At 53.1% G+C, this 25,887-nt stretch carries 27 protein-coding genes; 12 read left to right on the top strand and 15 right to left on the bottom strand.

Annotated features, from left to right (window positions below; translation table 11 throughout):
* Positions 1-24: 24 nt before the first annotated feature.
* The 3 genes from ACPGUT_RS05135 to ACPGUT_RS05125 are packed head-to-tail and all read right to left on the bottom strand — an operon-like array spanning position 25 to position 2,759.
* Positions 25-1,179 (bottom strand): CCA tRNA nucleotidyltransferase, encoded by a 1,155-nt coding sequence (locus ACPGUT_RS05135; RefSeq protein ID WP_423989246.1) that lies wholly within the window; start codon positions 1,177-1,179, stop codon positions 25-27.
* Entirely contained in the window at positions 1,169-1,771 is a 603-nt protein-coding gene (locus ACPGUT_RS05130) for a CoA pyrophosphatase (RefSeq protein WP_423989245.1), read from the bottom strand. Before ACPGUT_RS05130 ends, ACPGUT_RS05135 begins: the two co-directional genes overlap by 11 nt.
* A complete protein-coding gene (locus ACPGUT_RS05125; RefSeq protein ID WP_423989244.1) occupies positions 1,764-2,759 on the bottom strand; it encodes an Hsp33 family molecular chaperone HslO in 996 nt (331 codons plus the stop codon). The genes ACPGUT_RS05130 and ACPGUT_RS05125 overlap by 8 nt, the downstream gene beginning before the upstream one ends.
* Before the next feature lie 75 nt (positions 2,760-2,834).
* Here ACPGUT_RS05125 and ACPGUT_RS05120 point away from each other — a divergent pair, with 75 nt between their 5' ends.
* Complete coding sequence (locus ACPGUT_RS05120) at positions 2,835-3,299, top strand: NUDIX hydrolase (RefSeq protein ID WP_423989243.1); 465 nt, start codon at positions 2,835-2,837, stop codon at positions 3,297-3,299.
* Here the strand turns inward: ACPGUT_RS05120 and ACPGUT_RS05115 are convergent.
* Positions 3,280-4,572: a PP2C family protein-serine/threonine phosphatase gene (locus ACPGUT_RS05115; protein WP_423989242.1), complete on the bottom strand. Its 1,293-nt coding sequence runs from the start codon at positions 4,570-4,572 to the stop codon at positions 3,280-3,282. The two genes, ACPGUT_RS05120 and ACPGUT_RS05115, sit on opposite strands and share 20 nt — an antisense overlap.
* Positions 4,573-4,734: 162 nt before the next feature.
* Here ACPGUT_RS05115 and ACPGUT_RS05110 point away from each other — a divergent pair, with 162 nt between their 5' ends.
* The 3 genes from ACPGUT_RS05110 to msrA all read left to right on the top strand — a co-directional run bounded on the left by ACPGUT_RS05110 (position 4,735) and on the right by msrA (position 7,210).
* A complete protein-coding gene (locus ACPGUT_RS05110; RefSeq protein WP_423989241.1) occupies positions 4,735-5,052 on the top strand; it encodes an Hpt domain-containing protein in 318 nt (105 codons plus the stop codon).
* A 130-nt stretch (positions 5,053-5,182) separates the two neighbouring features.
* A complete protein-coding gene (locus tag ACPGUT_RS05105; protein ID WP_423989240.1) occupies positions 5,183-6,409 on the top strand; it encodes an argininosuccinate synthase in 1,227 nt (408 codons plus the stop codon).
* Between the two features lie 135 nt (positions 6,410-6,544).
* Complete coding sequence (gene msrA / locus ACPGUT_RS05100) at positions 6,545-7,210, top strand: peptide-methionine (S)-S-oxide reductase MsrA (protein WP_423989239.1); 666 nt, start codon at positions 6,545-6,547, stop codon at positions 7,208-7,210.
* On the opposite strand, the gene ACPGUT_RS05095 is transcribed toward msrA, so the two are convergent.
* Both ACPGUT_RS05095 and ACPGUT_RS05090 read right to left on the bottom strand, forming a co-directional pair.
* The gene (locus tag ACPGUT_RS05095) at positions 7,204-8,082 is read right to left on the bottom strand and encodes a ribokinase (RefSeq protein WP_423989238.1); all 879 of its coding nucleotides are present in this window, start codon (positions 8,080-8,082) and stop codon (positions 7,204-7,206) included. The genes msrA and ACPGUT_RS05095 overlap by 7 nt on opposite strands.
* Positions 8,082-10,340: an NADP-dependent malic enzyme gene (locus tag ACPGUT_RS05090; RefSeq protein ID WP_423989237.1), complete on the bottom strand. Its 2,259-nt coding sequence runs from the start codon at positions 10,338-10,340 to the stop codon at positions 8,082-8,084. Before ACPGUT_RS05090 ends, ACPGUT_RS05095 begins: the two co-directional genes overlap by 1 nt.
* A gap of 177 nt (positions 10,341-10,517) precedes the next feature.
* On the opposite strand from ACPGUT_RS05090, the gene mutS reads away from it, so the two are divergent.
* Positions 10,518-13,166 carry a DNA mismatch repair protein MutS gene (gene mutS, locus ACPGUT_RS05085; RefSeq protein ID WP_423989236.1) on the top strand — a complete coding sequence of 883 codons (2,649 nt, stop codon included), beginning with the start codon at positions 10,518-10,520 and terminating at the stop codon, positions 13,164-13,166.
* A 77-nt stretch (positions 13,167-13,243) separates the two neighbouring features.
* On the opposite strand, the gene nqrF is transcribed toward mutS, so the two are convergent.
* From nqrF to ACPGUT_RS05055, 6 genes are read right to left on the bottom strand one after another with little or no spacing between them, the layout of a single operon-like run.
* Complete coding sequence (gene nqrF, locus ACPGUT_RS05080; protein ID WP_423989235.1) at positions 13,244-14,467, bottom strand: NADH:ubiquinone reductase (Na(+)-transporting) subunit F; 1,224 nt, start codon at positions 14,465-14,467, stop codon at positions 13,244-13,246.
* 12 nt (positions 14,468-14,479) lie between these two features.
* The gene (nqrE, locus tag ACPGUT_RS05075; RefSeq protein WP_423989234.1) at positions 14,480-15,088 is read right to left on the bottom strand and encodes an NADH:ubiquinone reductase (Na(+)-transporting) subunit E; all 609 of its coding nucleotides are present in this window, start codon (positions 15,086-15,088) and stop codon (positions 14,480-14,482) included.
* Complete coding sequence (locus tag ACPGUT_RS05070) at positions 15,088-15,741, bottom strand: NADH:ubiquinone reductase (Na(+)-transporting) subunit D (RefSeq protein WP_423989233.1); 654 nt, start codon at positions 15,739-15,741, stop codon at positions 15,088-15,090. Before ACPGUT_RS05070 ends, nqrE begins: the two co-directional genes overlap by 1 nt.
* Complete coding sequence (locus ACPGUT_RS05065; protein ID WP_423989232.1) at positions 15,741-16,550, bottom strand: Na(+)-translocating NADH-quinone reductase subunit C; 810 nt, start codon at positions 16,548-16,550, stop codon at positions 15,741-15,743. The genes ACPGUT_RS05070 and ACPGUT_RS05065 overlap by 1 nt, the downstream gene beginning before the upstream one ends.
* The gene (locus ACPGUT_RS05060) at positions 16,543-17,742 is read right to left on the bottom strand and encodes an NADH:ubiquinone reductase (Na(+)-transporting) subunit B (protein WP_423989231.1); all 1,200 of its coding nucleotides are present in this window, start codon (positions 17,740-17,742) and stop codon (positions 16,543-16,545) included. The genes ACPGUT_RS05065 and ACPGUT_RS05060 overlap by 8 nt, the downstream gene beginning before the upstream one ends.
* A gap of 2 nt (positions 17,743-17,744) precedes the next feature.
* The gene (locus ACPGUT_RS05055) at positions 17,745-19,088 is read right to left on the bottom strand and encodes a Na(+)-translocating NADH-quinone reductase subunit A (protein WP_423989230.1); all 1,344 of its coding nucleotides are present in this window, start codon (positions 19,086-19,088) and stop codon (positions 17,745-17,747) included.
* Between the two features lie 187 nt (positions 19,089-19,275).
* On the opposite strand from ACPGUT_RS05055, the gene ACPGUT_RS05050 reads away from it, so the two are divergent.
* Complete coding sequence (locus tag ACPGUT_RS05050; RefSeq protein ID WP_423989229.1) at positions 19,276-20,283, top strand: FAD:protein FMN transferase; 1,008 nt, start codon at positions 19,276-19,278, stop codon at positions 20,281-20,283.
* A 14-nt stretch (positions 20,284-20,297) separates the two neighbouring features.
* Positions 20,298-20,549 (top strand): (Na+)-NQR maturation NqrM, encoded by a 252-nt coding sequence (gene nqrM, locus ACPGUT_RS05045; RefSeq protein ID WP_423989228.1) that lies wholly within the window; start codon positions 20,298-20,300, stop codon positions 20,547-20,549.
* A 21-nt stretch (positions 20,550-20,570) separates the two neighbouring features.
* Here nqrM and ACPGUT_RS05040 read toward each other — a convergent pair whose 3' ends face one another.
* Positions 20,571-20,756, bottom strand: a complete 186-nt coding sequence (locus tag ACPGUT_RS05040) for a hypothetical protein (protein WP_423989227.1) — start codon at positions 20,754-20,756, stop codon at positions 20,571-20,573.
* Positions 20,757-20,837: 81 nt separating this feature from the next.
* On the opposite strand from ACPGUT_RS05040, the gene ACPGUT_RS05035 reads away from it, so the two are divergent.
* Positions 20,838-21,362, top strand: coding sequence for a CBS domain-containing protein (locus tag ACPGUT_RS05035; RefSeq protein WP_423989226.1), 525 nt, complete (start codon positions 20,838-20,840; stop codon positions 21,360-21,362).
* A gap of 45 nt (positions 21,363-21,407) precedes the next feature.
* Here the strand turns inward: ACPGUT_RS05035 and ACPGUT_RS05030 are convergent, their stop codons facing one another.
* A complete protein-coding gene (locus ACPGUT_RS05030) occupies positions 21,408-21,986 on the bottom strand; it encodes a nucleotide exchange factor GrpE (RefSeq protein ID WP_423989225.1) in 579 nt (192 codons plus the stop codon).
* A gap of 21 nt (positions 21,987-22,007) precedes the next feature.
* Positions 22,008-23,072 carry a heat-inducible transcriptional repressor HrcA gene (gene hrcA, locus ACPGUT_RS05025; RefSeq protein WP_423989224.1) on the bottom strand — a complete coding sequence of 355 codons (1,065 nt, stop codon included), beginning with the start codon at positions 23,070-23,072 and terminating at the stop codon, positions 22,008-22,010.
* A 117-nt stretch (positions 23,073-23,189) separates the two neighbouring features.
* Between hrcA and rph the strand changes: the two genes are divergently transcribed.
* The 4 genes from rph to ACPGUT_RS05005 all read left to right on the top strand — a co-directional run.
* On the top strand, positions 23,190-23,903 hold the full coding sequence (rph, locus tag ACPGUT_RS05020) for a ribonuclease PH (RefSeq protein ID WP_423989223.1): 714 nt from the start codon (positions 23,190-23,192) through the stop codon (positions 23,901-23,903).
* Positions 23,903-24,520 (top strand): RdgB/HAM1 family non-canonical purine NTP pyrophosphatase, encoded by a 618-nt coding sequence (rdgB, locus tag ACPGUT_RS05015; RefSeq protein ID WP_423989222.1) that lies wholly within the window; start codon positions 23,903-23,905, stop codon positions 24,518-24,520. The genes rph and rdgB overlap by 1 nt, the downstream gene beginning before the upstream one ends.
* Entirely contained in the window at positions 24,517-25,674 is a 1,158-nt protein-coding gene (hemW, locus tag ACPGUT_RS05010; RefSeq protein ID WP_423989221.1) for a radical SAM family heme chaperone HemW, read from the top strand. Before rdgB ends, hemW begins: the two co-directional genes overlap by 4 nt.
* A partial coding sequence (locus ACPGUT_RS05005) for a YbaN family protein (protein WP_423989220.1) occupies positions 25,675-25,887 on the top strand: 213 nt, incomplete at its 3' end.

Raw genomic sequence — 25,887 nt, 5'->3', positions numbered from 1 at the left:
CGGGTGCCACAGCTGGCCTGTGCGTTATTGCGAAAGTAGATCATCCTTAGTCAATGCAAATCCAGACGCAATCCAGGCCTGTTCCAGCTTTTTCAACTGATCGCCCAGCGCCTTACCGGAATATGCATGCATCAGATCCTGCGCTGACACCGGAAAACGGGCGTTGCACGTGTGTTTTGCCGCGCGTAATTCTGTTTCTGGCAAAACTGAACCGGCCATATTTGCCCGCAATAGACCCACATTTTGCGCCATAGTGAAATCATATCGATAAGAAATCTCTGCCAAAGATGTCAGAGATGCCATCTCATCTCTAAGATGCCCCAGCGCCTTGTGTTGCACTTTTGAAAGGCGCAACATCCCAGCCACATCTTCACCGCCAACACATGCAAGACGTCGGATAGGGTCTGCCGCAATATTCTCTTCGATATGCACCAGCTGCGCCAGCATCCCTGTTTCAGCACCGGGCAAGATATGGGTCAAGACACCGGTCTGTTGCATCGTTGCCATCGCGGGCGCAGGATCCGGGGCGGACATAAGTTTGATGATCTCAGCACCAACACGTTCCTTTGAAAGGGTTTCCAAACCTTCCAAATTCATTGAAATCGCAGCCAATGCATCCGGATCTGGCCCTTCAGACACATCGCCATACCAAGCGTAAAACCGAAAGAACCGTAAACTGCGCAGATAATCTTCGCGAATGCGTTCACTTGCGTCGCCGATGAAACGAATGCGCCGCACCGCAAGGTCTGCAATCCCACCCGTTGGATCAGAAATATTGCCCAGCGCATCGGCATAAAGCGCATTCATAGTGAAATCACGCCGCGCGGCATCTTCTTCAATGGTTTCGGCGAATGCCACTGTGGCCCGACGCCCATCCGTCGCCACATCCCGGCGTAGGGTGGTGATTTCATAAGGCTCACCTTCGCAAACCACAGTCACGGTGCCATGTTCAATTCCGGTTGGCACCACCCTAAGACCCGCATTTTTCGCAAGGCTAGTGACGATTTCGGGATGTGCCGTGGTTGTTACATCCAGATCCGCAACCGGTTCATTGATCAGCGCATTTCGCACACAGCCACCAACGAACCAAGCCCCGTGCCCCGCATCATTCAGCAAAGACATCACCTGTTTGCTGGCGCTGGATGTCAGCCAGGGTTCACACCTCAGATCAGTTTTCATCTTTACCCCCGGCAAGGTTGCGCAGCATCCGTGCGGTGGCCCCCCAGACATAATACGGCCCCCAAGGTACGGTGAAATAGAACCGTCTGCGTCCCTGCCAGCGCCGATATTCGATTCGATAGCAATCCATGTTCAGTACATGGGATAAGGGCACCTGAAACACTTCGGACACTTCACCGGGTTCTGAGACAGGTTCAAAATCACCGTGCACCAACCCCACAAACGGCGTCACTGTAAACCCGGTTACAGTTTCATGATCCGGCAATTGCCCCAAAATTTCGACCTGCTCAGAAGGCAGCCCAATTTCTTCATGGGCCTCTCGCAAGGCCGCGGCACGGGCATCTATATCAGTTGCATCGACCTTCCCCCCCGGGAAAGCAATCTGACCCGGGTGGTGTTTCATGCCTGACGCCCGCTTTGTCAGAATAATCTGCGGCTCGTCACCAGAGACGACAGCAATAAGCACCGCCGCTGCACGTAATTTTCGTCCTTCAGGCAAGGTGATTTCAGGGTTCAGATCGAAATCAGATGACCCCGCCCGCGCTTGTGACAGCGCAGACAGTAATTGCCTTTTGATCAGATCTTCATTCACCCGGTGCCTCGGCATCTTTGCCCACTGTCGCCGGATCCATCACGTAATGCGCCCCGCAGAACTGACAATCCGCAACAATTTCACCTTTATCTGTTGTCATATGCGTCAATTCTTTCGCGGAATAAATCGACAGGCTGTTGCGCACCTTATCTTCCGAACAGGAACACCCAAATTTAACCGATTGCGCATCATACACCCGAGGCTCTTCTTCATGGAACAGGCGCAACAGCAGTTCAGTTGGCTGTACAGTTGGGCCGATCAGTTCGATTTCTTCAACGGATGACAACAAGATATTGGCACGGTTCCAGTTTTCCTCCGCATCATCTTCCAGCAAATCAGATGCGATCAATACGCCATCATCCCCGCCGCCACCTTCGCCGGTCTCAACAGAGGGCGATGCTTTTGGCATGTGCTGCAACATCACACCACCCGCGCGCCACCCTTCGGCCCCACCAGGCAAAGTGGAACGACCAGCCGTCAGCTGAAATCGTGTCGGAAGCTGTTCAGATTGGGCAAAATAGGTTTCGGCGCAGGATGTCAAAGATCCACCCGCGATCGGGGTAATCCCCTGATACGGTTTCATTCCGTCGCCTTGGTCGATCAGAATGGCAAAATACCCTTTCCCGATCAGATCAAAAGGCGTGTCACCTTCGTCAAGTCGGTCTTTGTCAAAGCTGGCCCATGCCCGAATACGGGCAGGTTCGCCTGCTTCGCTGGCACCATAATAATCTGTTGCCAGAATACGGGCTGGGCCGTCCCCACGCACCTGCAAAGACAACTTCCATCGCAAATCAATGGTCTGACCGATCAGGGCGGTCAGCATTGTCATTTCAGCCACCAAGGCTTCGATTTTTTCCGGATAATCATGCTGCGACAGCACTTGGTTCAACAGACCGTCCAGGCGACAAATCCGTCCACGGATATCGCAACGATCCAGCTGAAATGGCAGAACGGTGTCGTCCCAGGCGATTTGTGAAGTAAGAGACATGTGGAGATCCTTGCACGTTTGTGTCAGAAATACCCTGTCTGGCCTGGGTCAGCAACCAATTGAGAAATGCACAATATGATCCGACGTTTTGGCGAACCACGCCGCCCTGATGTGAAATACCGACACCGGCCCGGTGCATATGCAATTTTGCCCTTAGACGGACAATTGCTTTTGACACAACAGGACTGGGTCGACAGTGAACTTCAACTGCCAGGCGGGGGCATTGATCCGGGCGAAAGCCCCCTTGCGGCTTTGCATCGCGAAGTTATGGAAGAAACCGGTTGGCGCATCGCAAATCCACGTTTTTTGCTGACATGGCGACGCTTTGCTTGGCTGCCAGACTATAAATTCTGGGCAGAGAAACTGTGTCACATTTATGTGGCAAGACCCGTGCGCGCCCTTGGCCCGCCGACCGAAGAAAATCATGTTGCGCAATGGACACCCGCATCAGACGCCCCAGACCTTCTGACAAATCAGGGCGATGCCTATGCGGTTTCTAAGTATTTGGATGGCAGCCTTATTAGGTATCGTTGCCGCTGAACTCCAGCAAAACAGCGGACACATCATCAGGAAAATCTTTTTCGCCAGAATATTCGGTGAGATACCAAATCATCGCCTCAAGAAGTTTTTCGCCTTTTAGTTCAGCATTGGCTTCCATGAAGGCGCGCACGCCTTCGTCATCCAACAGGTTTTCGTCCGGATCTGGACATTCCATCACACCGTCTGATGGGATGATAATCCGGTCACCAGATGACAATTTCGCGGTGAAATCTGTATAATATGCAGCGTCAATCAGGCCCACGGGCATGCCGCCTGTCCCAATAGATTCGCAACTGCCATCCGCCCTTTGAATAACCGGATGGGGATGCCCCGCCTGACACATCACTGCTTCGCCGGTACGCAGATCGATATTCGCAATCAACAGTGTGAAATAATGTTCCGTGTCCATTTCATTCATAACAATGGTGTTCAAAAGATCCGCTGCTTCCGCCGGGCTTCGCAGGCGATATCCACCATTTTCGTCCGATTCCAATGCAACATTCTGTTCAGGGGAACGTCCAGATAGGTTTCCAGCCAAACGCGCGGTCATCAACGCGGATGTAATCCCATGGCCAGACACGTCAATGCCCCAAATACCAATCTGATGTTCATTCACGCGGAAAAACCCCACCAGATCGCCACCAACATGCCCGCTGGATCGCAATGTCAGAGAAACCTGCGCAGCGCCAAAATCTTTAAATCGTTCGCGAATCAGTGATTGCTGAAGCTTTTTTGCCTCTAGCAGATCTCGGTCAACCATATCATATAGTTCGGTCAATTCGTTCAGTGTGGCAGACACCAAACGGTTTTTTTCCTGAAGCTCATTTTCCATTTTCAGGATGCGTTCGCCAGCGGCAATTCGGGCTTTCAGTTCATCCGCATTAACCGGCTTTGTCAGGAAATCATCAGCCCCCACTTCTAAACCGCGGGCAACTTCGCCCTTCTCACTTTTGGATGTCAGCAGAATGAAATAACCGTATCCCTTGCGATCAAGGCGCCGGAAGGCTTCGCAAAACTCAAGCCCATTCATCCCTGGCATCATCCAGTCGCTCAGCACGAAATCCACATGGTGATTTTCACAGAAATCCATCGCATCCTGGCCCGAAGCTGCCTCCGCAACTTCAAAGCCCCAACGCTTCAGCATTGCTGTCAGGATCTTACGCTGAACCTTGCTATCATCAACCACAAGCACAAACCGACGTTCCCCAGCATCTGGGGTATAGTCGACTTCTACAAAGTCCGGTTGGTTCTGCCTGAGTGCAGATTCTTTCATTCCGGGAACCATTCACATCATTTCATCAGTTTGTGTATAGTTCACGGGCTTTAAGACTTAATGAATGCTGTTCGCCTTATCCAAGCGCACGGATGCTCCGCCATTAAATTCCTGGTAACTTTGTCGTGCCACATTGCGCACATAGGACAAGCAGGTACATTGATGATTGACTGGGCGCGCGTGGAAGAACTGAAACAGGAAGTCGGCGAAGATGACTTTGCCGAGGTGGTTGAACTGTTCCTGGAAGAAGTTGAAGAAACCATAACCCGACTGAAAACCGAACCTGATCCCAACAATTTAGAAGATGACATGCATTTCCTGAAAGGCAGCGCTCTTAATCTTGGTTTTGCGCAGTTCAGTGATATCTGCCAGGCTGGGGAAACTGCCGCGGCAAATGGCCAGGCAGATCTGATTTCTCTGCCAGATGTCTTTACCAGTTATGACAATTCAAAATCAGAATTTCTGGCGCGGCAGGCGTAAGCTGCACTGGCTAAATCCACCGGAAATACGGTCTCTTTCCATGAACAACCCTGCGACATGTCCCACTACGCTTGCCCCTGCCTGTAAAAACAGGTAATCGCGTGGCGATCACGTCACGAAGGAGCCCGCCATGTCTGCGCCAAAGAAAGTTGTTCTCGCTTATTCCGGGGGTCTTGATACCTCTATCATTCTGAAATGGCTGCAAACCGAATATGGTTGCGAAGTGGTAACTTTCACCGCTGATCTGGGTCAGGGCGAAGAATTAGAACCGGCACGTGCAAAAGCCGAACTGCTGGGCATCAAACCAGAAAACATCTACATTGAGGATGTGCGCGAAGAATTTGTACGTGACTTCGTCTTCCCGATGTTCCGCGCAAATGCGGTTTACGAAGGTCTTTACCTGCTGGGCACTTCTATTGCCCGCCCGCTGATTTCCAAACGTCTTGTTGAAATCGCTGCGGAAACCGGTGCTGACGCGGTTGCACATGGTGCGACGGGTAAAGGCAACGATCAGGTTCGTTTTGAACTTGCCGCTTACGCCCTGAACCCCGACATCAAAGTGATCGCACCATGGCGCGAATGGGATCTGACATCCCGGACACGTCTGCTGGAATTTGCTGAGCAAAACCAGATCCCAGTGGCAAAAGACAAACGCGGCGAAGCCCCTTTCTCTGTTGACGCAAACCTGCTGCACACCTCATCTGAAGGCAAGGTTCTGGAAGATCCGGCCGTTGAAGCGCCTGATTACGTCTATCAGCGCACCGTGCACCCGGAAGATGCGCCTGACACGCCTGAATTTGTCGAAGTAACATTCGAAAAAGGTGATCCAATCGCCATCAACGGTGAAGCCATGTCCCCGGCTGAGATCCTGACAAAGCTTAACGAACTGGGCGGGAAACACGGCATCGGCCGTCTTGATCTGGTCGAAGGTCGTTTCGTTGGTATGAAATCTCGCGGTATCTATGAAACCCCGGGTGGCACCCTGCTTCTGGAAGCGCACCGTGGCATCGAATCCATCACCATGGACCGTGGCGCAATGCACCTGAAAGATGAACTGATGCCGAAATATGCAGAACTCATCTACAACGGTTTCTGGTATTCCCCGGAACGCGAGATGCTGCAGGCAGCGATCGACAAAAGCCAGGAACATGTGTCCGGCACCGTGCGCATGAAACTGTATAAAGGCCTGGCGCAAACCGTTGGTCGTTGGTCCGAAAACAGTCTCTATTCCGAAGCCCACGTGACTTTTGAAGAAGATGCAGGCGCTTATGATCAGACCGATGCGGCTGGCTTCATTCAGCTGAACGCCCTGCGCCTGAAACTGCTGGCGGCCCGCGACAAGCGCAACAAAGGCTAAGCCATCACAAACCTATCCAAAGCCCGGCCTTCGCGCCGGGCTTTTTCGTTTTCACAGCCTCTCACCTTCCCGTGACACCCCCTTGCCTGCATATGCGAACAAAGGCAGTCTGGCCCGGATAACAGGAGCCGACAGATGACCGCTTTCAAACGCCTGAAACACGCTTTTTCCCTTACTCTTGCCATTGGACTGGGAACTTTCCTGCAATGCACTGCGGCCACGGCGCAGGATCAGGCGACAGTTGTGGTCGCAGGGGGCTGCTTCTGGTGTGTCGAGAGCGATTTCGAAAGCGTACCTGGCGTCATCGAAGCTGTTTCTGGCTTCTCGGGCGGATCCACTGACAATCCGACTTACAAACAGGTCACGGCTGGTGGTTCCGGGCATTATGAGGCCGTGGAAATCACTTATAACCCGGGCCAGATCAGCCTTGAACAGATCCTGCATATGTTCCTGCGGTCCATAGACCCGTTGGATGCAGGCGGGCAGTTCTGTGACCGTGGCGAAAGTTATCGCACGGCAATTTGGTACGATGGCGCCAACGAACGCTCCATTGCACAGGCCGCCATTGCCCAAGCCGAAGCGGATCTGGGACGCGCAATTGTAACCCCAATCCTAGATCGCAGCGCGTTTTATGCCGCCGACGATGGGCATCAGGATTACTATAAAAGCCGGAACCGGGTTGTAACACGCTTTGGATTTATCCGAAAATCCGACGCCTATGCACGCTATCGCAATGCCTGTGGACGTGATCAACGTGTGTCAGATATTTGGGGCGATGCCGCACCTTTCACGGATCACTGATCCGCCAGAAACGCCGCGACTTCTTTCGCATCAGGGATCGCAGTCGCGGCGCCCACACGCGTCACCTGAATCGCCGATGTCGCGCTGGCACGTGTCAGGGCATCCGCATCAGTCATCCCCTGTTCCAGACCGGCAACAAAGCTGCCTGCAAAAGTATCTCCGGCACCGGTTGTATCTACTGGAGTGACCCTAAACGCGGGATTAGAGACCTTTTCACCACTATTCGTATCAATAAGATCAACACCCTTTGCCCCTGATGTGATCAAAATCTTAGCGACCGGCAAATCAGAAATTGTCACATTCATCGCCTCAGACAATTGTGCCGCTTCAATTTCATTCACCAACAAAAGATCTGTAAAGGGCAACATCAAACGCGCGGCTTCCGCCTCAAATGGGGCGGCAGAATACGCCACTTTGACACCCCTCGCGCGCGCAGCTTTTGCGGCTTCTGTCTGGTGGGACGTTTCATTTTGGATCAGGATCCAATCCCCCTCGCCAGCGTTTTGCAAGGCACGCTGGATATGCGTGACAGACTGATCAAAGTTCGCGCCGGAAAAGATCACGATGGCATTTTCCGCCTGCGGGTCCACGTTGATAATGGCATGTCCCGTTGGGATCTCGGATGTGCGCACATTGTCCGTGCCCACACCAAAACCCTGCAACGCAGCAATTGCCCAAGCGCCATCCTCCCCAACAGCGCCAACATGGTGCGTCTCGGAACCTGCCTTGGCGGCAGCAACAGATTGATTTGCCCCCTTACCGCCAAGCCCTGTTTGAAATCCAATCGCAGCAAGCGTTTCACCAGGTGCCGGCAAATGCGGCACCTGATACACATGGTCAGCATTGATCGAGCCAAGGCAAAAGACAGTCATTAGCCCACCTTATTCGCAGCCAAGATCGCCATGTTCAGGATGTCATTCACCGTGGAACCGATGGAACAGATCTGAACTGGATGATCCACACCGGTCAAGATCGGACCGATCACAGTCGCGCCTGCCATTTCCTGCATCAATTTCACAGAAATCGAAGCAGAGTGCCGCGCAGGCACAACAAGCACGTTTGCAGGCCCAGTAAGGCGTTGGAATGGATAACTTTCCTGCGCAGTTACATTCAACGCAACATCAACGGTCATCTCGCCTTCATATTCGAAATCAACGCCACGCGCGTCCAGAACGTCAGGGGCAAGGTGCATCTTTTCAGCGCGTTCAGACACAGGGTAGCCAAAGGTTGAAAAGCTGACGAACGCCACGCGAGGTTCAAGCCCCAGCGCACGCGCGACTTTCGCCCCGGCCGTTGCGATATTGGCCAGATCGTTTTCATCCGGCCATTCGTGAACCAAAGTATCAGACACAAGAACCACGCGCCCGTTGTGCAACAGCGCGGTTACACCAACAGCACCGCTTTCTGCATCCACATCCATCACATGATTGATCAGATCCATCACCTGCGCAGATTTACGTGTCGCACCAGAAACAAGGCCATCACCATGACCGTGCTGCAACATCAAAGCTGCGAAAACATGGCGGTCGCGGGCAGCAAGTTTATGCACATCACCCCGATCAAAACCCTGCCTTTGCAGGCGCTTATAGAGATAGGATTTATATTGGCGTAGATGCGGAGTGTTCGCCGCGTTCACGACCTCCAGCTCATTTACAGCATCGCCAAGACCGGCGGCTGTCAGTTTCTCAGCGACATCAGCTTCACGACCAACGACAACCGCTTTGCCAAGGCCCTGGCGCTGATATGCAACGGCTGCACGCAGAACCCGTGGGTCATCGCCTTCGGCAAAGATCATACGCGCCTGGGCCTGTTTTGCCCGCGCATTGATGCCGCGCAGAATGGATGCAGTCGGGTCAAGACGGGCCTTCAGACCTTCTGCATAGCCTTCCATATCGATGATCGGACGACGCGCAACACCGGTGTCCATGCCCGCTTTTGCAACCGCTGGCGGGATCAGATAGATCAGGCGCGGGTCAAATGGCGTTGGAATGATATAGTCGCGACCAAAGGTCAGTTTACGACCATAAGCCATGGCCACTTCGTCAGGCACATCTTCACGCGCCAGTTCTGCAAGGGCTTGGGCGCAGGCAATTTTCATCTCGTCGTTGATGGCACGCGCGTTGATGTCTAGCGCACCACGGAACAAATAAGGAAAGCCCAAAACATTGTTCACTTGGTTCGGATAATCTGAACGCCCCGTCGCAACAATCGCGTCTTCGCGTACGGCGTGGGCTTCTTCTGGGGTGATCTCTGGGTCAGGGTTCGCCATCGCAAAAATCACAGGATCCTTGCCCATCGCGGCAACCATCGCAGGGGTCACAGCGCCTTTGGCAGACACGCCAAGGAAAACGTCAGCGCCTTCCATGGCTTCTTCCAGCGTGCGCAATTCGGTTTTAATCGCATGGGCTGATTTCCACTGGTTCATACCTTCGGTACGCCCCTGATAAATCACGCCTTTTGTATCACACACGATGCAGTTTTCATGCTTGGCGCCCATAGATTTCAAAAGCTCAATACAGGCGATGCCCGCGGCACCCGCACCGTTCAGAACGATCTTACAATCTTCAATTTTCTTGCCAGAAATCTGCAAAGCATTCAGCAGCCCCGCAGCACAGATCACTGCCGTACCATGCTGGTCATCGTGGAAGACTGGAATATCCATTTCTTCCTTAAGCCGTTGTTCAATAATGAAACATTCTGGCGCCTTGATGTCTTCAAGGTTGATCCCGCCAAAGCTGGGCCCCATCAGTTTCACAGCATTGATAAACGCATCGCAATCTTCTGTGTCCAGCTCAAGGTCGATGGAATTCACATCGGCAAAGCGTTTGAACAGCACAGCTTTCCCTTCCATCACCGGCTTGGACGCCAGCGCACCAAGGTTACCAAGGCCCAGAACCGCAGTCCCGTTTGAGATCACTGCAACCATATTGCCTTTGGTCGTGTAATCATAAGCCAGTTCGGGGTTCTTCGCGATTTCTTCGCAGGGCACAGCAACGCCCGGCGAATAGGCCAACGACAGATCGCGCTGGGTCATCATCGGTTTGGAGGCCACAATATCATATTTGCCTGGCTTTGGTTCCAGGTGATAGGCAAGCGCTTCTTCTGCGGTAACTTTACTATTATTGGCCATGGGTCCTCACATTCCGGCTGATCAGGACAAACTACAGAAAAAATCCGCGCCGACAACAACCAGCCGCCCTTAAATACGGCCTTTTCTGGACTAATACCGGCAAAAACACCTCAGATCATGTTTGCAGGGCAGCCTATTCCCCCCTATTCCTATTTGAAAGCAATTCGGGGCGGAAAAATGGCTGCAGCAAAAGGCGACGGCGTCACACCAATGATGGCGCAATATCTGGAAATCAAAGCCGATCATCCCGACGCTTTGCTGTTTTACCGCATGGGCGATTTCTATGAAATGTTCTTTGACGATGCAGTAAACGCCGCCGAAGCGCTGGACATCGCGTTAACCAAACGCGGCAAGCACAATGGCGAAGATATTGCGATGTGCGGTGTGCCGCACCACGCAGCCGAAGGTTATTTTCTGACACTGATCCGCAAAGGTTTTCGTGTTGCCGTTTGTGAACAGCTTGAAACCCCGGCTGAAGCTAAAAAGCGCGGTTACAAAGCTGTGGTAAAACGCGGTGTTGTACGCCTTGTCACCCCCGGAACATTGACAGAGGATAGCCTGCTGAACGCCCGCCAGCATAACTTTCTCGCCGCCTATTCACAGGTGCGCGATGAAGGGGCGCTGTCCTGGGTGGATATCTCGACCGGGGTGTTTCACGTCATGCCCTGCCCAAAGCTACGCCTGTCACCGGAACTGGCCCGCCTCGCCCCACGTGAATTGCTGATAAATGCCGAGGATGAGGGCGATTTCCTTGAGTTAGGATCTGATCTAGGCATTGCCATCACCCCCCTCGCCCGGTCAGCTTTTGACAGTTCCTCTTCCGAAACTCGGCTGAAATCCTTGTTGAATGTATCCACTTTGGAAGCATTCGGTCAGTTTGGCCGTGCTGAATTTGGCGCCATGGGCGCAGTGGTTGAATACCTGGACCTGACGCAAAAAGGCAAACTGCCTTTGCTTCGCCCTCCCGTGCGTGAAATTGCCGGTGGCACTATGCAAATTGATGCCGCAACGCGTCGTAACCTTGAGATCACGCATTCCATGTCCGGTGGACGTGCAGGATCCTTGCTGGCTACGATTGACCGCACTGTCACCGCCGGTGGTGCGCGGCTGCTGGAACGTCGCTTGTCCTCGCCATCTATGGATGTGGTCTTGCTGAACTCTCGCCATGATGCCGTGTCTTACCTGTTTGATAATCAGGCCATTCGCGCGGATCTGCGAGATATCCTGCGCCAGGTGCCCGACATGGATCGTGCCCTGTCCCGCCTTGCTTTAGAACGTGGCGGGCCACGTGATCTGGCCGCAATTCGAAACGGATTGACACAAGCGGAAACCATCACGCAACGCCTGCCCGACGACATGCCCGGCGTATTACAAAGCGCGTCTCAATCCCTGCCAGGTCATGATGAACTTATTGATTTACTGGATGCGGCCCTTGTCGCAGAACCGCCCCTTCTGGCGCGTGACGGCGGGTTCATTGCCCCCGGCTATGACACCGCCCTAGACGAAGCCCGCACCCTGCGTGACGAAGGGCGTTCCGTTATCGCCAGCCTACAGGCGCAATATTCGGATACCACCGGCATCAACGCCCTGAAGGTCAAACACAATAATGTGCTGGGCTATTTCATCGAAACCCCTGCGACCCATGCAGATAAAATGCTGTCCGCGCCGCTGTCAGAAACCTTCATTCATCGCCAGACAACCGCCAATGCGGTACGATTCACAACAGTTGAACTGTCAGAGCTTGAAACAAAGATCTTGAATGCCGGATCGAATGCACTTGAGATCGAAAAAGGTCTCTATTCCGCCTTAACTGGCGCAATATTGGATAAGTCAGACGCAATTTTTCAGACAACACGCGCAGTGTCGGAAATGGATTTGACCGCTGGATTTGCGGATCTTGCAGGGTTTGAAAACTGGACCCGCCCGACCCTTTCAAATGGCCGTGAATTCGCGATCACCGGTGGACGTCATCCCGTCGTGGAGGCCGCATTGCGCAATCAGGGTGGTGACGGGTTTATTGCCAATGATTGTGCTTTTAACGACAGCGACGGGGCCGCGATCTGGTTGCTGACGGGTCCCAACATGTCAGGTAAATCGACCTTCCTGCGCCAAAACGCCCTGATCGCCCTGCTGGCCCAAGCCGGCAGTTTTGTACCAGCAACCGAAGCAAAGCTGGGCGTTGTCAGCCAGCTGTTTTCCCGTGTGGGTGCATCCGATGATCTTGCACGGGGGCGATCCACATTTATGGTGGAAATGGTCGAAACCGCTGCGATCCTTAATCAGGCCGATGACCGCGCCTTTGTCATTCTGGATGAAATCGGTCGCGGCACGGCCACCTGGGATGGCCTTTCCATCGCCTGGGCCACGCTGGAATATCTGCATGAAACCAATCGTTGCCGTGCCCTGTTTGCCACCCATTACCACGAGCTGACCCAACTTGCCGATACCTTAGCCGGTGTCGACAACGCCACGGTGGCTGTGAAGGAATGGGAAGGCGACGTGATCTTCCTGCATGAGGTGCACAAAGGGGCTGCTGATCGATCCTACGGCGTGCAGGTTGCCCGTCTGGCAGGCCTACCCGCCTCTGTCGTGGAACGCGCCCGTGTGGTGTTGGAACAGCTTGAGAAATCAGATCGTGACGGGGGCAACACCCCCAAGGCGCTGATCGATGATCTGCCGCTGTTCTCTGCCGCGCCACCACCTGTAGCAACGCCTGTAAAAGCATCGCCAGCTATGGATCGTCTGTCAGAAATCGAACCAGACAGCCTGTCCCCGCGCGAGGCGTTGGATCTTATCTATGAGCTGAAAAAGATGAACAGCATCTGATCAGACACTGTAGAATTCCAATAGAAAAAGGGCGCAAAGATTTCTCTGCGCCCTTTTTGATTTCAATGATTTCCGGCTTAACCGCCGAAGTCATCCAGCATGATGTCTTCGCGATCGACACCCAGATCAAGCAACATGTTGATCACGGATTGGTTCATGATGGGCGGGCCACACATGTAGTATTCGCAATCCTCAGGGTTCGGGTGATCCTTGAGATATTCGTCGTGCAAGATGTTATGGATAAAGCCCGTGTATCCGCCCCAGTCATCTTCTGGCATCGCATCAGACAGCGCGACATGCCATGTGAAATTCGGGAATTCCTTGGCAAGATTGTCGAAATCTTCAACAAAGAACATCTCTTTCTTAGACCGCGCACCATACCAGAAGGTGATTTTGCGGTCGCGGTTTTCAAGGCGTTTCAGCTGGTCAAAGATATGCGAACGCATTGGCGCCATACCGGCACCACCACCGACAAAGACCATCTCTTTTTCGGTATCGCGGGCAAAGAATTCACCAAACGGACCAGAGATCGTCACCTTGTCACCTGGCTTTAGGTTAAAGATGAAAGACGACATCTTACCAGCTGGAATACCGGTAGACCCCGGAGGCGGAGAAGCCACACGCACGTTCAGCATGATCAGGCCTTTTTCATCCGGATAGTTCGCCATGGAATAGGCGCGTTCAATCGGTTCATCCAGGGTGGAATCATACTGCCACAGGTTAAACTTGTCCCAATCGTCGCGGTATTCTTCCTGAATGTCGAAATCCGTGTATTTCAGCGTATGCGCGGGCGCTTCGATCTGAATGTAACCACCGGCACGGAAGTTCACGTCTTCGCCGTCGGGCAATTCCAGAACCAGGTTCTTAATGAAGGTCGCGACGTTGTCGTTGGAACGAACAGTACATTCCCATTTCTTAACGCCGAAGACTTCTTCAGGCACCTCAATATCCATGTCTTGCTTCACAGCAACCTGACAGGACAGGCGATCCCCACAAGACGCTTCGCGCTTTGTGATATGGCCTTCTTCGGTTGGCAGAATGGATCCGCCGCCCGCATGAACCTTCACGCGACATTGCGCACAAGTTCCGCCGCCACCACAGGCAGAGGGCACGAACAGTTTCTGTTCCGCCAATGTTTGCAGCAACTTACCACCGGCAGGCACAGAAATGGTTTTCTCGCCGTTGATTGTGATGTTCACATCACCCGTTGAAACCAGCTTAGAACGCGCCGCCATGATTAAGGCAACAAGCGCCAGAACGATGACAGTGAAAAGGACAACACCAAGTGTAAATGTTAACATACCCGGCCCCCCTTACAGTTTCACGCCAGAGAAGGACATGAAGGCCATCGCCATCAAACCTGCTGTGATGAATGTGATGCCAAGCCCCTGAAGACCGTCTGGCACATCAGAATACTTCAGCTTTTCGCGCACGCCTGCCATCGCAGTGATCGCCAGCGCCCAACCAAAGCCAGAAGACAGACCATAGGTCGCGGCTTCGGCGAAGTTGTAATCGCGTTCCACCATGAACAAAGATCCACCAAGGATCGCACAGTTCACCGTGATCAACGGCAGGAAGATCCCCAGCGCGTTGTACAAAGGTGGGAAGTATTTATCGAGCACCATCTCAAGGATCTGAACAAGTGCCGCGATCACACCAATGTAGGAAATCAGACCCAGGAAGGTCAGATCTACGTTGGGGAAACCAGCCCACGCCAGCGCACCAGGCGCCAGAAGATAGGTCAGGATCAGGTTGTTTGCAGGAACGGTGATGGCCTGAACGACCATCACAGAAATACCAAGACCCATGGCTGTTGAAATCTTTTTGGAAACAGCAATGAATGTGCACATCCCCAAGAAAAAGGACAACGCAAGGTTCTCAACGAAAATTGCCTTTACGGCGAGAGAAAGAAGACCTTCCATCAGTGACCCTCAACAGTCTGAATTTTATATTCACGTTCTTCGACTTGCGCTGGTTTCCAGGACCGGAAGCCCCAGATCAGCAAGCCAATGATAAAGAACGCAGACGGTGGCAGCAGCAGCAGGCCATTTGGCACATACCAACCACCGTTGTTCACGGTTTCAAAGATGGTGATGCCAAACAGGCTGCCAGCCCCGAACAATTCGCGGATGATACCAACCAGCATCAGGATGAACCCATAGCCAAGACCGTTGCCGATGCCATCAATGAAAGACGCAACAGGCGTGTTCTTCATGGCGAAAGCTTCGGCGCGGCCCATCACGATACAGTTGGTGATGATCAGACCCACAAAGACCGACAGGGTTTTTGAGATCTGAAAGGCGTATGCTTTCAAGAACTGGTCCACCACGATCACAAGGGATGCGATGATCACCATCTGCACGATAATGCGAATGGAACCGGGAATGTGGTTGCGCAGCATCGAGATGAACATGCTTGAAAACGCGGTCACGAAAGTCACCGCAAGCGACATCACAAAGGCCACCTGAAGGGATGACGTCACCGCAAGTGCGGAACAAATGCCCAGAACTTGCAGGGTGATTGGGTTGTTGTCGACAAGGGGGTCGACCAACATTTGTCTGTATGTTTGGGCCATCAGATGTCTCCTGCTTGCAGGTTGGCAAGGAAAGGTGCGTAACCGGCTTCGCCCATCCAAAAGCGCACAAGATTATGCACACCAGCGGTGGTCAGCGTTGCGCCAGCCAGCGCATCAACGTGGTAATCAGCACCCGCCGCAGGGGCGGCTTTGGTCACCGAGATTTGCAAAACACCGTTTTCATCGGTCAGGCGTTTGCCAACCCAAAGGGCTTTCCAACGGGGATTGTCGACTTCTGCACCCAGACCAGGGGTTTCACCATGTTCATAGAATTGCAGACCAAAGATGTCGTTGCCGTTGGCTTCTAGTGCGATGAAACCATACAGCGTTGACCACAGGCCATAGCCATGCAGCGGCAGAACCACTTTATCGAGATCACCGTTTTCGTCGCGCAGCAGGTAAGCTGTGACAAAACGGGTTTGGCGACCGATAGAAGCCGGATCATCATCAAGTGCGATGGACAGTTCCGGGTCGCTGCCAGCAGCGCGGTCATCAAATGTGGCCGCATCAAATTGATCGGTGAATTGACCCGTTGCCAGTTCCAGAACACGGGGTTCAAACTGACCAAAGGCTTCTGCCACATCAACGCCGTCTTCATAAAGACCTGCGACTTGCAGAATGTTCACCTGCTTATCCAGCAGTTTGTTGACCTCTTGCAGCGGGCGCAAGGCCACGGCTGCGGCCGACACGATCATAGAGCCAACAAGGCAAACCGCGATGGCGACGAACAGCGTCTTGGACAGTGAATCCGTCGGCTGATCAAGGAAACGACGGATCGCGCCTTTTTTGTTTTCAGTCACTTCAGACATTGCGTCGTGCCCTCCGCCGGATATTCGCTTGTACTACATAATGGTCAATCAGAGGGGCAAAGACGTTGCCAAACAGAATGGCCAGCATCATGCCCTCGGGGAAGGCCGGGTTGATCACACGGATCATCACAACCATGAAACCAATCAATGCGCCGTAAATGAAACGCCCCATATTGGTGTGGGATGCGGACACAGGTTCCGTGACCATAAACACCAGACCAAAGGCGTAACCACCCACTACCAGATGCCAATACCAAGGCATGGCAAACATTGGGTTTGTGTCAGACCCGATCAGGTTCAAAAGGCTTGAAAAGGCGATCATGCCGCCCAAACAGCCCGCAACCAAACGCCAGTTGGCGATTTTGGTGAACAGCAGGAAGGCCAGACCAATAAAGATCGCCAGCGTTGATGTTTCGCCGATAGACCCCTGAACAAAACCAAAGAAGCTGTCCATCCAAGTGCCACCGCGGACCATGATTTCCTGGTACCCATCAGAGGCCGCAATCGCAAGGTTGGTCGCGCCGGAAAAACCGTCAACCGGTGTCCAGATCGTGTCACCAGACATATTCGCAGGATATGCGAAATACAGAAAGGCACGGCCTGTCAACGCAGGGTTCAGAAAGTTTTTACCAGTTCCGCCAAAGACTTCTTTACCGATGACAACACCGAAAGAAATGCCAAGGGCAACCTGCCAAAGCGGTGCATCCGGCGGCATGATCAGGGCAAACAACATAGACGTCACAAGGAAGCCTTCGTTGACTTCATGGCGGCGGATGGTTGCGAACAAAACTTCCCAGATGCCACCAACAACCAGGGTCGTGATGTAGATCGGCAAGAAATACAGCAAGCCATGCATGAAATTCGCAAACGGGTTCGCCGCGTTCAGGCCAATGCCGAAGGTTTCCAGCAAAGATGCGCGCCAGCCAGACGCACCAAGCGTCTCAGCGGCGGAATTCACCTGAAAACCGATATTCCAAAGACCCACCATAAGGGCGGGGATCGTGGCCAAAACCACGTAAGTCATGATACGTTTCATATCCACGTAAGACCGTGCGTGCGGCGCTGCCGTTGTCACAGTCTTTGGCGTGTAGATGAAGCTTTCGACCATCTCGTACACCGGGAAATAACGTTCCCATTTGCCGCCCTTCAGAAAGTTCGGCTCGATGCGGTCAAAGAAGTTGCGCAATCCCATGATCAGCCCTCCCGCTCAATTTTGGCAAGACAATCACGAAGCGCCATTCCATATTCATATTTTGCCGGGCAGGCGAAACCAACAAGACCAAGGTCTTCTTCGTCAAGTTCCAACGCACCAAGCGATTGCGCCACATCCGTGTCCATCACCAACATTGCGCGCAGCAATTGGGTGGGCAGGAAATCCTGTGGCATCAGTTCTTCAAAGGTCCCAAGCGGAACCATCGCACGACGGCCACCGTTCAGGTTGGTTGTCAGCGCATAAAGTTTCTTCGACATGGCCGACCCCAGCACAGGCTGGAAAGAAAACTTGCTGAACATCGGACGGATCCAACCCATCGGGATCTGTTTGTGATCTTCTTCAATCACAGTGATCTGACGGTGATAACGACCAAGATACGCATCTGCACCTTCGCCCGCACGACCAGACAGAATAGAACCTGAAATCACACGCAACGGCGCGCTGTCATCCACACCGCCCGCAGTCAGATCATCCATAGACGCGCCCGCAAGGGTGCGCACAAGACGTGGTTCATTCATCCGTGGGCCACTTAAGGCAATCACGCGATCGCCGGTGATATTGCCCGTCATCAGCAGATGACCAATCGCGATCACATCTTGATACCAGATGGACCAAACGGTTTTGGTGGCGCTTGGCGCATCAAGGAAATGCATATGCGTGCCAGGCAGACCAGCGGGGTGTGGCCCTGCGAATGTGGCAGCTTCAACACCAGCTACATCGCCACCAGGCACATCCGCACCAGTTGCGTGACACAGATATGTTTTGCCTTCGGTCAGCAGTGTGATCGCCTCAAGGCCCTTCACAAAAGCATCACGTTGCTCGGATATAATCACAGCAGGGTCAGCTGTCATTGGTTCCGTATCCATCGCGGTCACGAAAATCGCCGCTGGACGTTCATCAGATGCAGGCACGCGGGAATAAGGCCGTGTGCGGAATGACGTCCACAGACCAGAGGCGGCCAAACGTTCTGCCAGACCTTCTGCAGTGTCTGCGTTACCGACGTTGGAAAAATCCACCGGGTCGGCCGCGTTTGCATCAACTTCGATTTCAATGCTGATCAGCGCACGTCGCGCCCCACGGTTCACGGCTTTGACGCGGCCGGAAACCGGCGAAGTCACCATAACATCTGGTGTGTCTTTATGCGCGAACACCGGGGACCCTGCGGAAACAGTATCACCCTCCTGAACCGCAATGCGAGGCTTCAAACCGATGTAATCGGATCCAAGTAACGCAACTGTCTGAATGGCAGGCCCGTCGGCGATGCTCTGTAGGGGAGCTCCCGTAACGGGGAGGTCGAGCCCTTTTTTGAGAGGAAACTGATGCACGCTGGTATCTTACCCTGGCTGAATTATTGTTCTGGGGGCAATATCATTCATTTGCCGCAGACCAAAGGGTAACATGCGGCGTTTTCGTCGCTAAATGCAGGGTGCGGCGTTTTGTCTCAGATAGTGTTACGCCGCGATCCTTTAGGAGAACACAAGCTTAACGGACACTGTAAAGATGACAGATTCAATGAACCTTACACGACGTACCATCCTCTTCGCCCCACTCGCTCTCGCGGCATGCCGCAACAGCGGAGAAGTCCTTAGTTTTAACGGCAATACGATGGGTACCAACTATTCCATCACGGCTGTAACCGGGGCGAATTCTGCTTCTCGTGAAGATCTTATTGCTGGCATTGATCAGGCCCTTGCAACCGTGCATGCCGAAATGTCCAACTGGGATTCGTCTTCCGAAGTGTCGCTTTTCAACGCTTCAGCGTCGACAAATTCACAGACTGTTTCACCCGCCTTCGCGCAGGTGATGAAATCTGCCGAAGATGTTCGTCAGCAAAGTGGCGGTAAATTCAACGTCGCTCTGGGCCCACTGATCGAAGCATGGGGCTTTGGCGCAACCGGCCAGACCCGCACCCAGCCAACTGACGCGCAAATCGCATCTCTGATGTCCGGCGTTGGTGCAGGCGTTGAAGTAGATGGCAACACCATCCGCAAAACCAATCCGGCAACACAGGTTTACCTGTCTTCCATCGCCAAAGGTCACGGCGTTGACCGCGTGGCACAAGCCCTGAACGATCTGGGTGTGAAAGACTATATGGTTGAAATCGGTGGTGATCTTGTCACCGCAGGTACAAACCCCGATGGCCAATCCTGGCAGGTTGGCATTGAAAAGCCTGACGTTCTGGCGCTTGGCGTTCAGTCCGTTGTTGGCATTTCCGGCATGGGCCTGGCAACATCCGGCGATTATCGCAACTATTTCGAAGCAGACGGTCAGCGATTCTCTCACATCCTGGATGGTGAAACCGGTCGCCCGGTTGATCACGCCACGGCATCCGCAACGGTTGTTGCTGAAAACGCGATGATGGCTGATGCATGGTCCACTGCAATGCTGACACTGGGTCGCGAACGCGGTCTGGAACTGGCAAACGAAATGAACCTCGCGGTTTTGTTTATTGAACGTGACGCCGCAGGCGATACATTCACAACAACCGCAAGCGCGCAGTTCGCCGCTCTGCAGGCCTGATAAGGATACAGCCCGTGGAAACTTTCGTATTTGCCTTTGGTTTTCTTTTGATCGTTGTGCTCGGCATGTCGCTAGGTGTGATTTTCATGGACAAGCGGATTAAGGGCAGCTGCGGCGGGCTGAACGCAATTTCTGATGCAGATCAATGTGTTGTCTGCAGTAAAGAAATTGACCCTGACAGCCCATTGCGTGAACGCCTGCAGTGTCCGCGTGCGAAAAAGATCGCTGAACGTATGGCCGCCGAAAACGCGGCACAAGGCACCTAAACATATTTGTTGCTGGGCGTTTCAGACGTCCAGCGGCAAAAACCCCACGGTGATCAGACAGATCCCGGCAAGCCCCCCAAACAGCCATAACTGCCATGTTGGTCCCTCTGCTTTCCAGACGCGGCGAAAGCTGTGCCCCGACAGAACCGCGATCACAAACAGCAGCAGTGCAAGTGTCGGCGGCAGGTGTAAATCGGCAAATGGCATAAAACTCTTCCCTGATCAGCAAGTCTCTGTCTAAACTTAGTGACATATTAGGTCTCTGAGTTTCAAGCAGGAGGGCACAACATGCCAGGTTCGTTTCAACCCCCTATTCGCGGAAAAGCCGCAGGTAAGAACCAGGGGGTCAGTCAGTCGCTTGCGTCAAATACGGCGGCGGATACAGCAACGGTTGCCACACTTTTGAAAAACAAAGGCGGGACTGTAATTTCCATCAATCCGGAGGATACCATCGCCGCCGCCGTAAAGGTGTTGGGCGAACATGGCATTGGCGCGCTTCCGGTTGTCACAGCCACGGGCGAGTTGTCAGGCATCCTATCTGAACGTGATATCGTTCGAAAACTGGCACAAACACCCGGCGAAACCCTGCCCCAAAGCGTGTCAGAAAATATGACCCCCGGGGTGGAAACCTGCACTGCAGACGAACCCCTTGTATCCGTTCTGCGCCGCATGACAGACGGACGCTTTCGTCACATGCCCGTTGTATCCGACGGACGGGTCTGTGGCATGGTCACGATTGGGGATGTGGTGAATTTTCGTCTGCGAGAACTGGAACACGAAGCATTGCAGTTAAAACAGATGATTGTCGGCTAAGGGGTTCAGCCGGAAAAAGCTATTCCGGCTGAAGTTTTACGTGCCTTAGGCAGGGGTTGATGAAACACCAACCTGTGCCGGGCGCAGCAGACGGTCATGCAGCATGAAGCCTTCAGCAGCCACCTGAATGATGTCACCAGCTTTGGTGCCGGGCAGCGGCGCTTCGAACATCGCCTGGTGTTGCTGTGGATCAAACCGATCGCCAACTTCAGGCGCAATGCGTTTGATTCCATGCTTTTCAAACACGTTCAGCAGTTCACGCATCGTCAGTTCAATTCCTTCGAACAGGCCGGCATTTGCCGCACGTTGTTCTTCGGTCATCGTTTCCATCGCACGTTTCATATTATCGTGCACAGGCAACATATCGCGGGCCAATTTGGAGCCGCCATAGTTTTCTGCTTCGCGACGATCCCGATCAGACCGCTTACGTGCATTTTCGGCATCCGCCAACGCACGCATAAATCTGTCTTTGTAATCATCACGTTCCGCGATAATTGCGTTTACTTCAACAGAAGGGCCTTCTTTCAGCGCCTCTTCCATGATGTCCAGCTGGTCATCGCCGTAAACATCTGCTTCTGCCGCTGCGATGTCGTCCAGAAAGTCGTCTTTTTTCATGTCAGCCATGTCTTCACCTCTTCGCCAGCGTCAGCTTTTATCAGAAATCATCCGCCCGACAAGCTGTGCTGTGTAATCTACCACCGGAACAATGCGCCCATAGTTCAAACGGGTTGGCCCGATGATCCCAATTGCGCCCACAATCTTCCGGTCAGCGTTCATATAAGGAGAAACCACCAAAGAGCTACCCGAAAGTGAAAATAACTTGTTTTCCGAGCCAATAAAAATGCGCACGCCATCACCGCTTTCGGTCAGATCCAGAAAGTCTGCGATATCGCGTTTACGTTCAAGATCATCAAACAGGCTGCGAATCCTGTCCAGATCTTCTGCATTTCCATTATCTTCCAACAGGTTGGATCGCCCTCGCACGATCAGACGTTCATAAGATTCGCCTTCATTTTCCCACAGGGCAAAGCCATTTTCGACAAGATCCCGCGCCAGGCTATCAATTTCCTGTCGCCGTGTTTTTATCTCGTGTTTTACACGATTGCGCAGTTCAGAAAGCGTGTGACCCTCAGCAAGCGCATTCAAAAAGTTCGCAGCCTCACGCATGGAACTTGGGGTTTGACCCAGTGGTGGCTGAAATACCCGGTTTTCTACATGACCGTCTGCAAAAACAAGAACCACCAGCGCGCGATCGACACCCAAATGGACAAATTCGATATGTTTTACAGGGGCTTCGTGTTTCGGCGCCAGAACAAGACTGGCCCCCTGCGTGATCCCCGACAAGGCCTTCCCAACGCTATCCAGAATGGATCCCACATTTTTCTGATTGGATCCTACCGTCGCATTAATTTTGTCCTGATCATCCCGGGACACATCACGCATTTCCATGATGCCATCCACAAACATCCGCAGGCCCTGTTGTGTTGGAATGCGCCCAGCGGATACATGCGGGCTGTCCAAAAGCCCCATAAATTCAAGATCCTGCATAACATTGCGTACGGTCGCGGCAGATACTTTTTCACTAAGCGTGCGTGTCAGGGTCCGTGATCCGACGGGTTCGCCGTCATGCAGATAGCTTTCCACAACCCGGCGAAACACTTCGCGCGAACGATCATTCATCTCATCATAGATCTGGGTCTGTTCTGTCATAACGGGCCTTATATACTGCGGCATTCATTAAAGGCGAACCAACGAAAAGGTCAATCGCAGCTTGCTTTTTTGCACCTTACAAAGCTATCTGAAGACAACAGTAAAAAGGATAAGATCATGCGCCCGTCTGGCCGTCAAATTGATGAAATGCGTTCCGTTTCCATTGAAACCAACGTCACCCGCCATGCAGAGGGCTCATGCCTGATCAAAATGGGCGAAACCCATGTCCTATGTACCGCATCTCTCGAAAGCCGCGTGCCACCGTTTCTACGCAACACTGGTCTTGGCTGGGTAACTGCGGAATACGGCATGCTGCCACGCGCCACCCACACGCGTATGCGTCGTGAATCCGCGCAGGGCAAACAATCTGGAAGAACTCATGAAATTCAAAGACTTATCGGGCGATCTCTGCGTGCTGGTGTGGATCGTTCTGCGCTTGGTGAACGTCAGATCACCATCGATTGTGACGTTATTCAGGCGGACGGCGGCACGCGTTGTGCAGCCATCACCGGCGGTTGGGTTGCCCTGCGTCTGGCTGTGAACAAGCTTTTGAAAGCTGGCGATATTGTTTCTGATCCACTGATTGATCCGGTTTCCGCGATTTCCTGTGGTATCTATGCAGGTCAGCCTGTTCTTGATCTGGATTACCCAGAGGATTCCGAGGCTGGCGTTGACGGTAACTTTGTCATGACAGGGTCCGGTAAGCTGATCGAAATTCAGATGTCTGCGGAAGGTTCTACGTTCTCTCGGGAACAGATGAATCAGCTGATGGATCTGGCTGAAAAAGGCGCGTCCGAGTTGACCGCAGCACAATTGGCGGCGACAAAGTAATGCGTAAATTTACCGGCAAAGATCTTGTGGTCGCATCCCACAACGCGGGCAAGATTCGTGAAATTGGGAAACTTCTGGAACCCTTTGGAATCAATGTGAAATCCGCAGGGGATCTTGGTTTTGAAGAACCCGAAGAAACCGAAGACACCTTTGCCGGTAACGCCCGTATCAAGGCCCATTTTGCGGCGAAATCATCCGGCCTACCCGCCCTGTCTGATGACAGTGGTATCATGGTCGACGCGTTGAATGGCGATCCCGGTGTGTACACCGCGGATTGGGCCGAAACCGACGACGGCCGTGATTTTGTTATGGCCATGACCAAGGTTCAAACCTTGCTTGACGAAAAAAACGCCGCCCAGCCACGTAAGGCCGCGTTCGTTTGCACGCTTTGTATCGCATGGCCAGATGGCCATGACGAAGTTTTCGAAGGGCGCGCAGAAGGTCAGGTTGTTTGGCCCATGCGCGGCGAGCACGGTTTTGGCTTTGATCCTGTGTTTCAGCCACAAGGCCATGATGTGACTTTCGCAGAAATGCTGCCCGAAGAAAAAGCCCCCCTCACCCATCGCGCTGCCGCCTTCCGGTTGCTGGTAGATGGCTGTTTCGGTGATATTTCATGAAAGAAGACTGGCAGAACGCGGGTTTTGGCCTGTATCTGCACTGGCCATTCTGCCTCGCGAAATGTCCGTATTGCGATTTTAACTCTCATGTATCGAAATCTATTGATGATGACGCATGGGAAACCGCCTTTCTTGCCGAGATTGACCGCGTAGGCCGTGAAACGGGCCCGAGAGTGCTTGATTCGGTGTTCTTTGGTGGCGGCACCCCCAGTTTGATGCCCGTGCGGCTGGTGGACCGTATTCTAACGCGGATCCGGGAAACATGGCATCTGTCGAACAATTGCGAAATCACCCTTGAGGCAAATCCCACCTCGATCGAAGCTGATAAATTTCGTGGGTTCCGTGATGCGGGCGTGAACCGCGTATCGGTTGGCATTCAGGCCATGAACAACGAAGATCTGCGAAAGCTCGGTCGGATGCATTCCGTGTCCGAAGCTATGGCCGCTTTGGACATCGCGCGGAACACATTTGACCGCGTCAGTTTTGATCTAATCTACGCCCGACAGGATCAGTCCCTACCTGCTTGGGAAGCAGAGCTGAAACAAGCCCTAGATCTGGAACCTGATCATCTGTCTTTATATCAGTTGACAATCGAGGACGGCACGGCCTTTGGTGACCGCTTTGCCAAAGGCGGTTTGCGCGGCCTTCCATCAGAAGATCTTTCCGCCGATATGTATTTCGCCACTCAGGAAATTTGTGATCACAAAGGTCTGCCGGCCTACGAGGTGTCAAATCATGCCCGCCCCGGCGCTGAATCCCGCCACAACATGATTTATTGGAATTACGGCGACTACGCTGGCATTGGCCCCGGTGCACATGGCCGTTTGACGCTCAATGGGCAAAAATTCGCAACCGAGACACATTTAGCCCCAAAATCATGGCTTTGTTCTGTTTCCGAAAATCAAACCGGTGAAAATCATCGTGAAAAAATTTCCCTTGAAGATCAATATGTTGAACGCCTTCTTATGGGGTTACGGCTGTCAGATGGTGTTGAACTGCGACGTCTCTCGTCGAGCTCAGATCTGATGAACGCGCCACAGGTCATTGAACTGCGCGAGAATGGCCTGATTTCAAGCGATGAAAACCGCTTTTGGGTCACACCACAGGGGCGCCCTCTGTTAAACGCAATTTTGCGAAAATTGCTGGAGGACTGAATGCGGACACTTTGGCTGATCGGTGGATTGCTGTCATTCATCCTGGGTCTGATCGGGGCCTTCCTGCCCCTGCTGCCAACCGTACCCTTGATGTTGCTTGCGACCTTCTGTTTTTCAAAATCATCTGAACGACTGCACAACTGGCTGATCAATCACCCACGGTTTGGGCCCGCCATCGCAGACTGGAATGACCATGGATCCATCAGCCCACTG

Source organism: Halocynthiibacter sp. (genome assembly GCF_049608145.1).
Classification (GTDB): Bacteria; Pseudomonadota; Alphaproteobacteria; order Rhodobacterales; family Rhodobacteraceae; genus Halocynthiibacter.
The sequence above is the reverse complement of the archived record's forward strand: the minus strand, read 5'-3'. Positions and strand labels throughout refer to the sequence as shown.

What these genes read in the sequence shown, in the direction of transcription:
- ACPGUT_RS05135 (WP_423989246.1), bottom strand. Translation starts at nt 1,179, where the DNA reads ATGAAAACTGATCTGAGGTGTGAACCCTGGCTGACATCCAGCGCCAGC.
- ACPGUT_RS05125 (WP_423989244.1), bottom strand. Translation starts at nt 2,759, where the DNA reads ATGTCTCTTACTTCACAAATCGCCTGGGACGACACCGTTCTGCCATTT.
- ACPGUT_RS05120 (WP_423989243.1), top strand. Translation starts at nt 2,835, where the DNA reads ATGATCCGACGTTTTGGCGAACCACGCCGCCCTGATGTGAAATACCGA.
- ACPGUT_RS05115 (WP_423989242.1), bottom strand. Translation starts at nt 4,572, where the DNA reads ATGAAAGAATCTGCACTCAGGCAGAACCAACCGGACTTTGTAGAAGTC.
- ACPGUT_RS05110 (WP_423989241.1), top strand. Translation starts at nt 4,735, where the DNA reads ATGATTGACTGGGCGCGCGTGGAAGAACTGAAACAGGAAGTCGGCGAA.
- ACPGUT_RS05105 (WP_423989240.1), top strand. Translation starts at nt 5,183, where the DNA reads ATGTCTGCGCCAAAGAAAGTTGTTCTCGCTTATTCCGGGGGTCTTGAT.
- msrA (WP_423989239.1), top strand. Translation starts at nt 6,545, where the DNA reads ATGACCGCTTTCAAACGCCTGAAACACGCTTTTTCCCTTACTCTTGCC.
- ACPGUT_RS05095 (WP_423989238.1), bottom strand. Translation starts at nt 8,082, where the DNA reads ATGACTGTCTTTTGCCTTGGCTCGATCAATGCTGACCATGTGTATCAG.
- ACPGUT_RS05090 (WP_423989237.1), bottom strand. Translation starts at nt 10,340, where the DNA reads ATGGCCAATAATAGTAAAGTTACCGCAGAAGAAGCGCTTGCCTATCAC.
- mutS (WP_423989236.1), top strand. Translation starts at nt 10,518, where the DNA reads ATGGCTGCAGCAAAAGGCGACGGCGTCACACCAATGATGGCGCAATAT.
- nqrF (WP_423989235.1), bottom strand. Translation starts at nt 14,467, where the DNA reads ATGTTAACATTTACACTTGGTGTTGTCCTTTTCACTGTCATCGTTCTG.
- nqrE (WP_423989234.1), bottom strand. Translation starts at nt 15,088, where the DNA reads ATGGAAGGTCTTCTTTCTCTCGCCGTAAAGGCAATTTTCGTTGAGAAC.
- ACPGUT_RS05070 (WP_423989233.1), bottom strand. Translation starts at nt 15,741, where the DNA reads ATGGCCCAAACATACAGACAAATGTTGGTCGACCCCCTTGTCGACAAC.
- ACPGUT_RS05065 (WP_423989232.1), bottom strand. Translation starts at nt 16,550, where the DNA reads ATGTCTGAAGTGACTGAAAACAAAAAAGGCGCGATCCGTCGTTTCCTT.
- ACPGUT_RS05060 (WP_423989231.1), bottom strand. Translation starts at nt 17,742, where the DNA reads ATGGGATTGCGCAACTTCTTTGACCGCATCGAGCCGAACTTTCTGAAG.
- ACPGUT_RS05050 (WP_423989229.1), top strand. Translation starts at nt 19,276, where the DNA reads ATGAACCTTACACGACGTACCATCCTCTTCGCCCCACTCGCTCTCGCG.
- ACPGUT_RS05040 (WP_423989227.1), bottom strand. Translation starts at nt 20,756, where the DNA reads ATGCCATTTGCCGATTTACACCTGCCGCCGACACTTGCACTGCTGCTG.
- ACPGUT_RS05035 (WP_423989226.1), top strand. Translation starts at nt 20,838, where the DNA reads ATGCCAGGTTCGTTTCAACCCCCTATTCGCGGAAAAGCCGCAGGTAAG.
- ACPGUT_RS05030 (WP_423989225.1), bottom strand. Translation starts at nt 21,986, where the DNA reads ATGGCTGACATGAAAAAAGACGACTTTCTGGACGACATCGCAGCGGCA.
- hrcA (WP_423989224.1), bottom strand. Translation starts at nt 23,072, where the DNA reads ATGACAGAACAGACCCAGATCTATGATGAGATGAATGATCGTTCGCGC.
- rph (WP_423989223.1), top strand. Translation starts at nt 23,190, where the DNA reads ATGCGCCCGTCTGGCCGTCAAATTGATGAAATGCGTTCCGTTTCCATT.
- rdgB (WP_423989222.1), top strand. Translation starts at nt 23,903, where the DNA reads ATGCGTAAATTTACCGGCAAAGATCTTGTGGTCGCATCCCACAACGCG.
- hemW (WP_423989221.1), top strand. Translation starts at nt 24,517, where the DNA reads ATGAAAGAAGACTGGCAGAACGCGGGTTTTGGCCTGTATCTGCACTGG.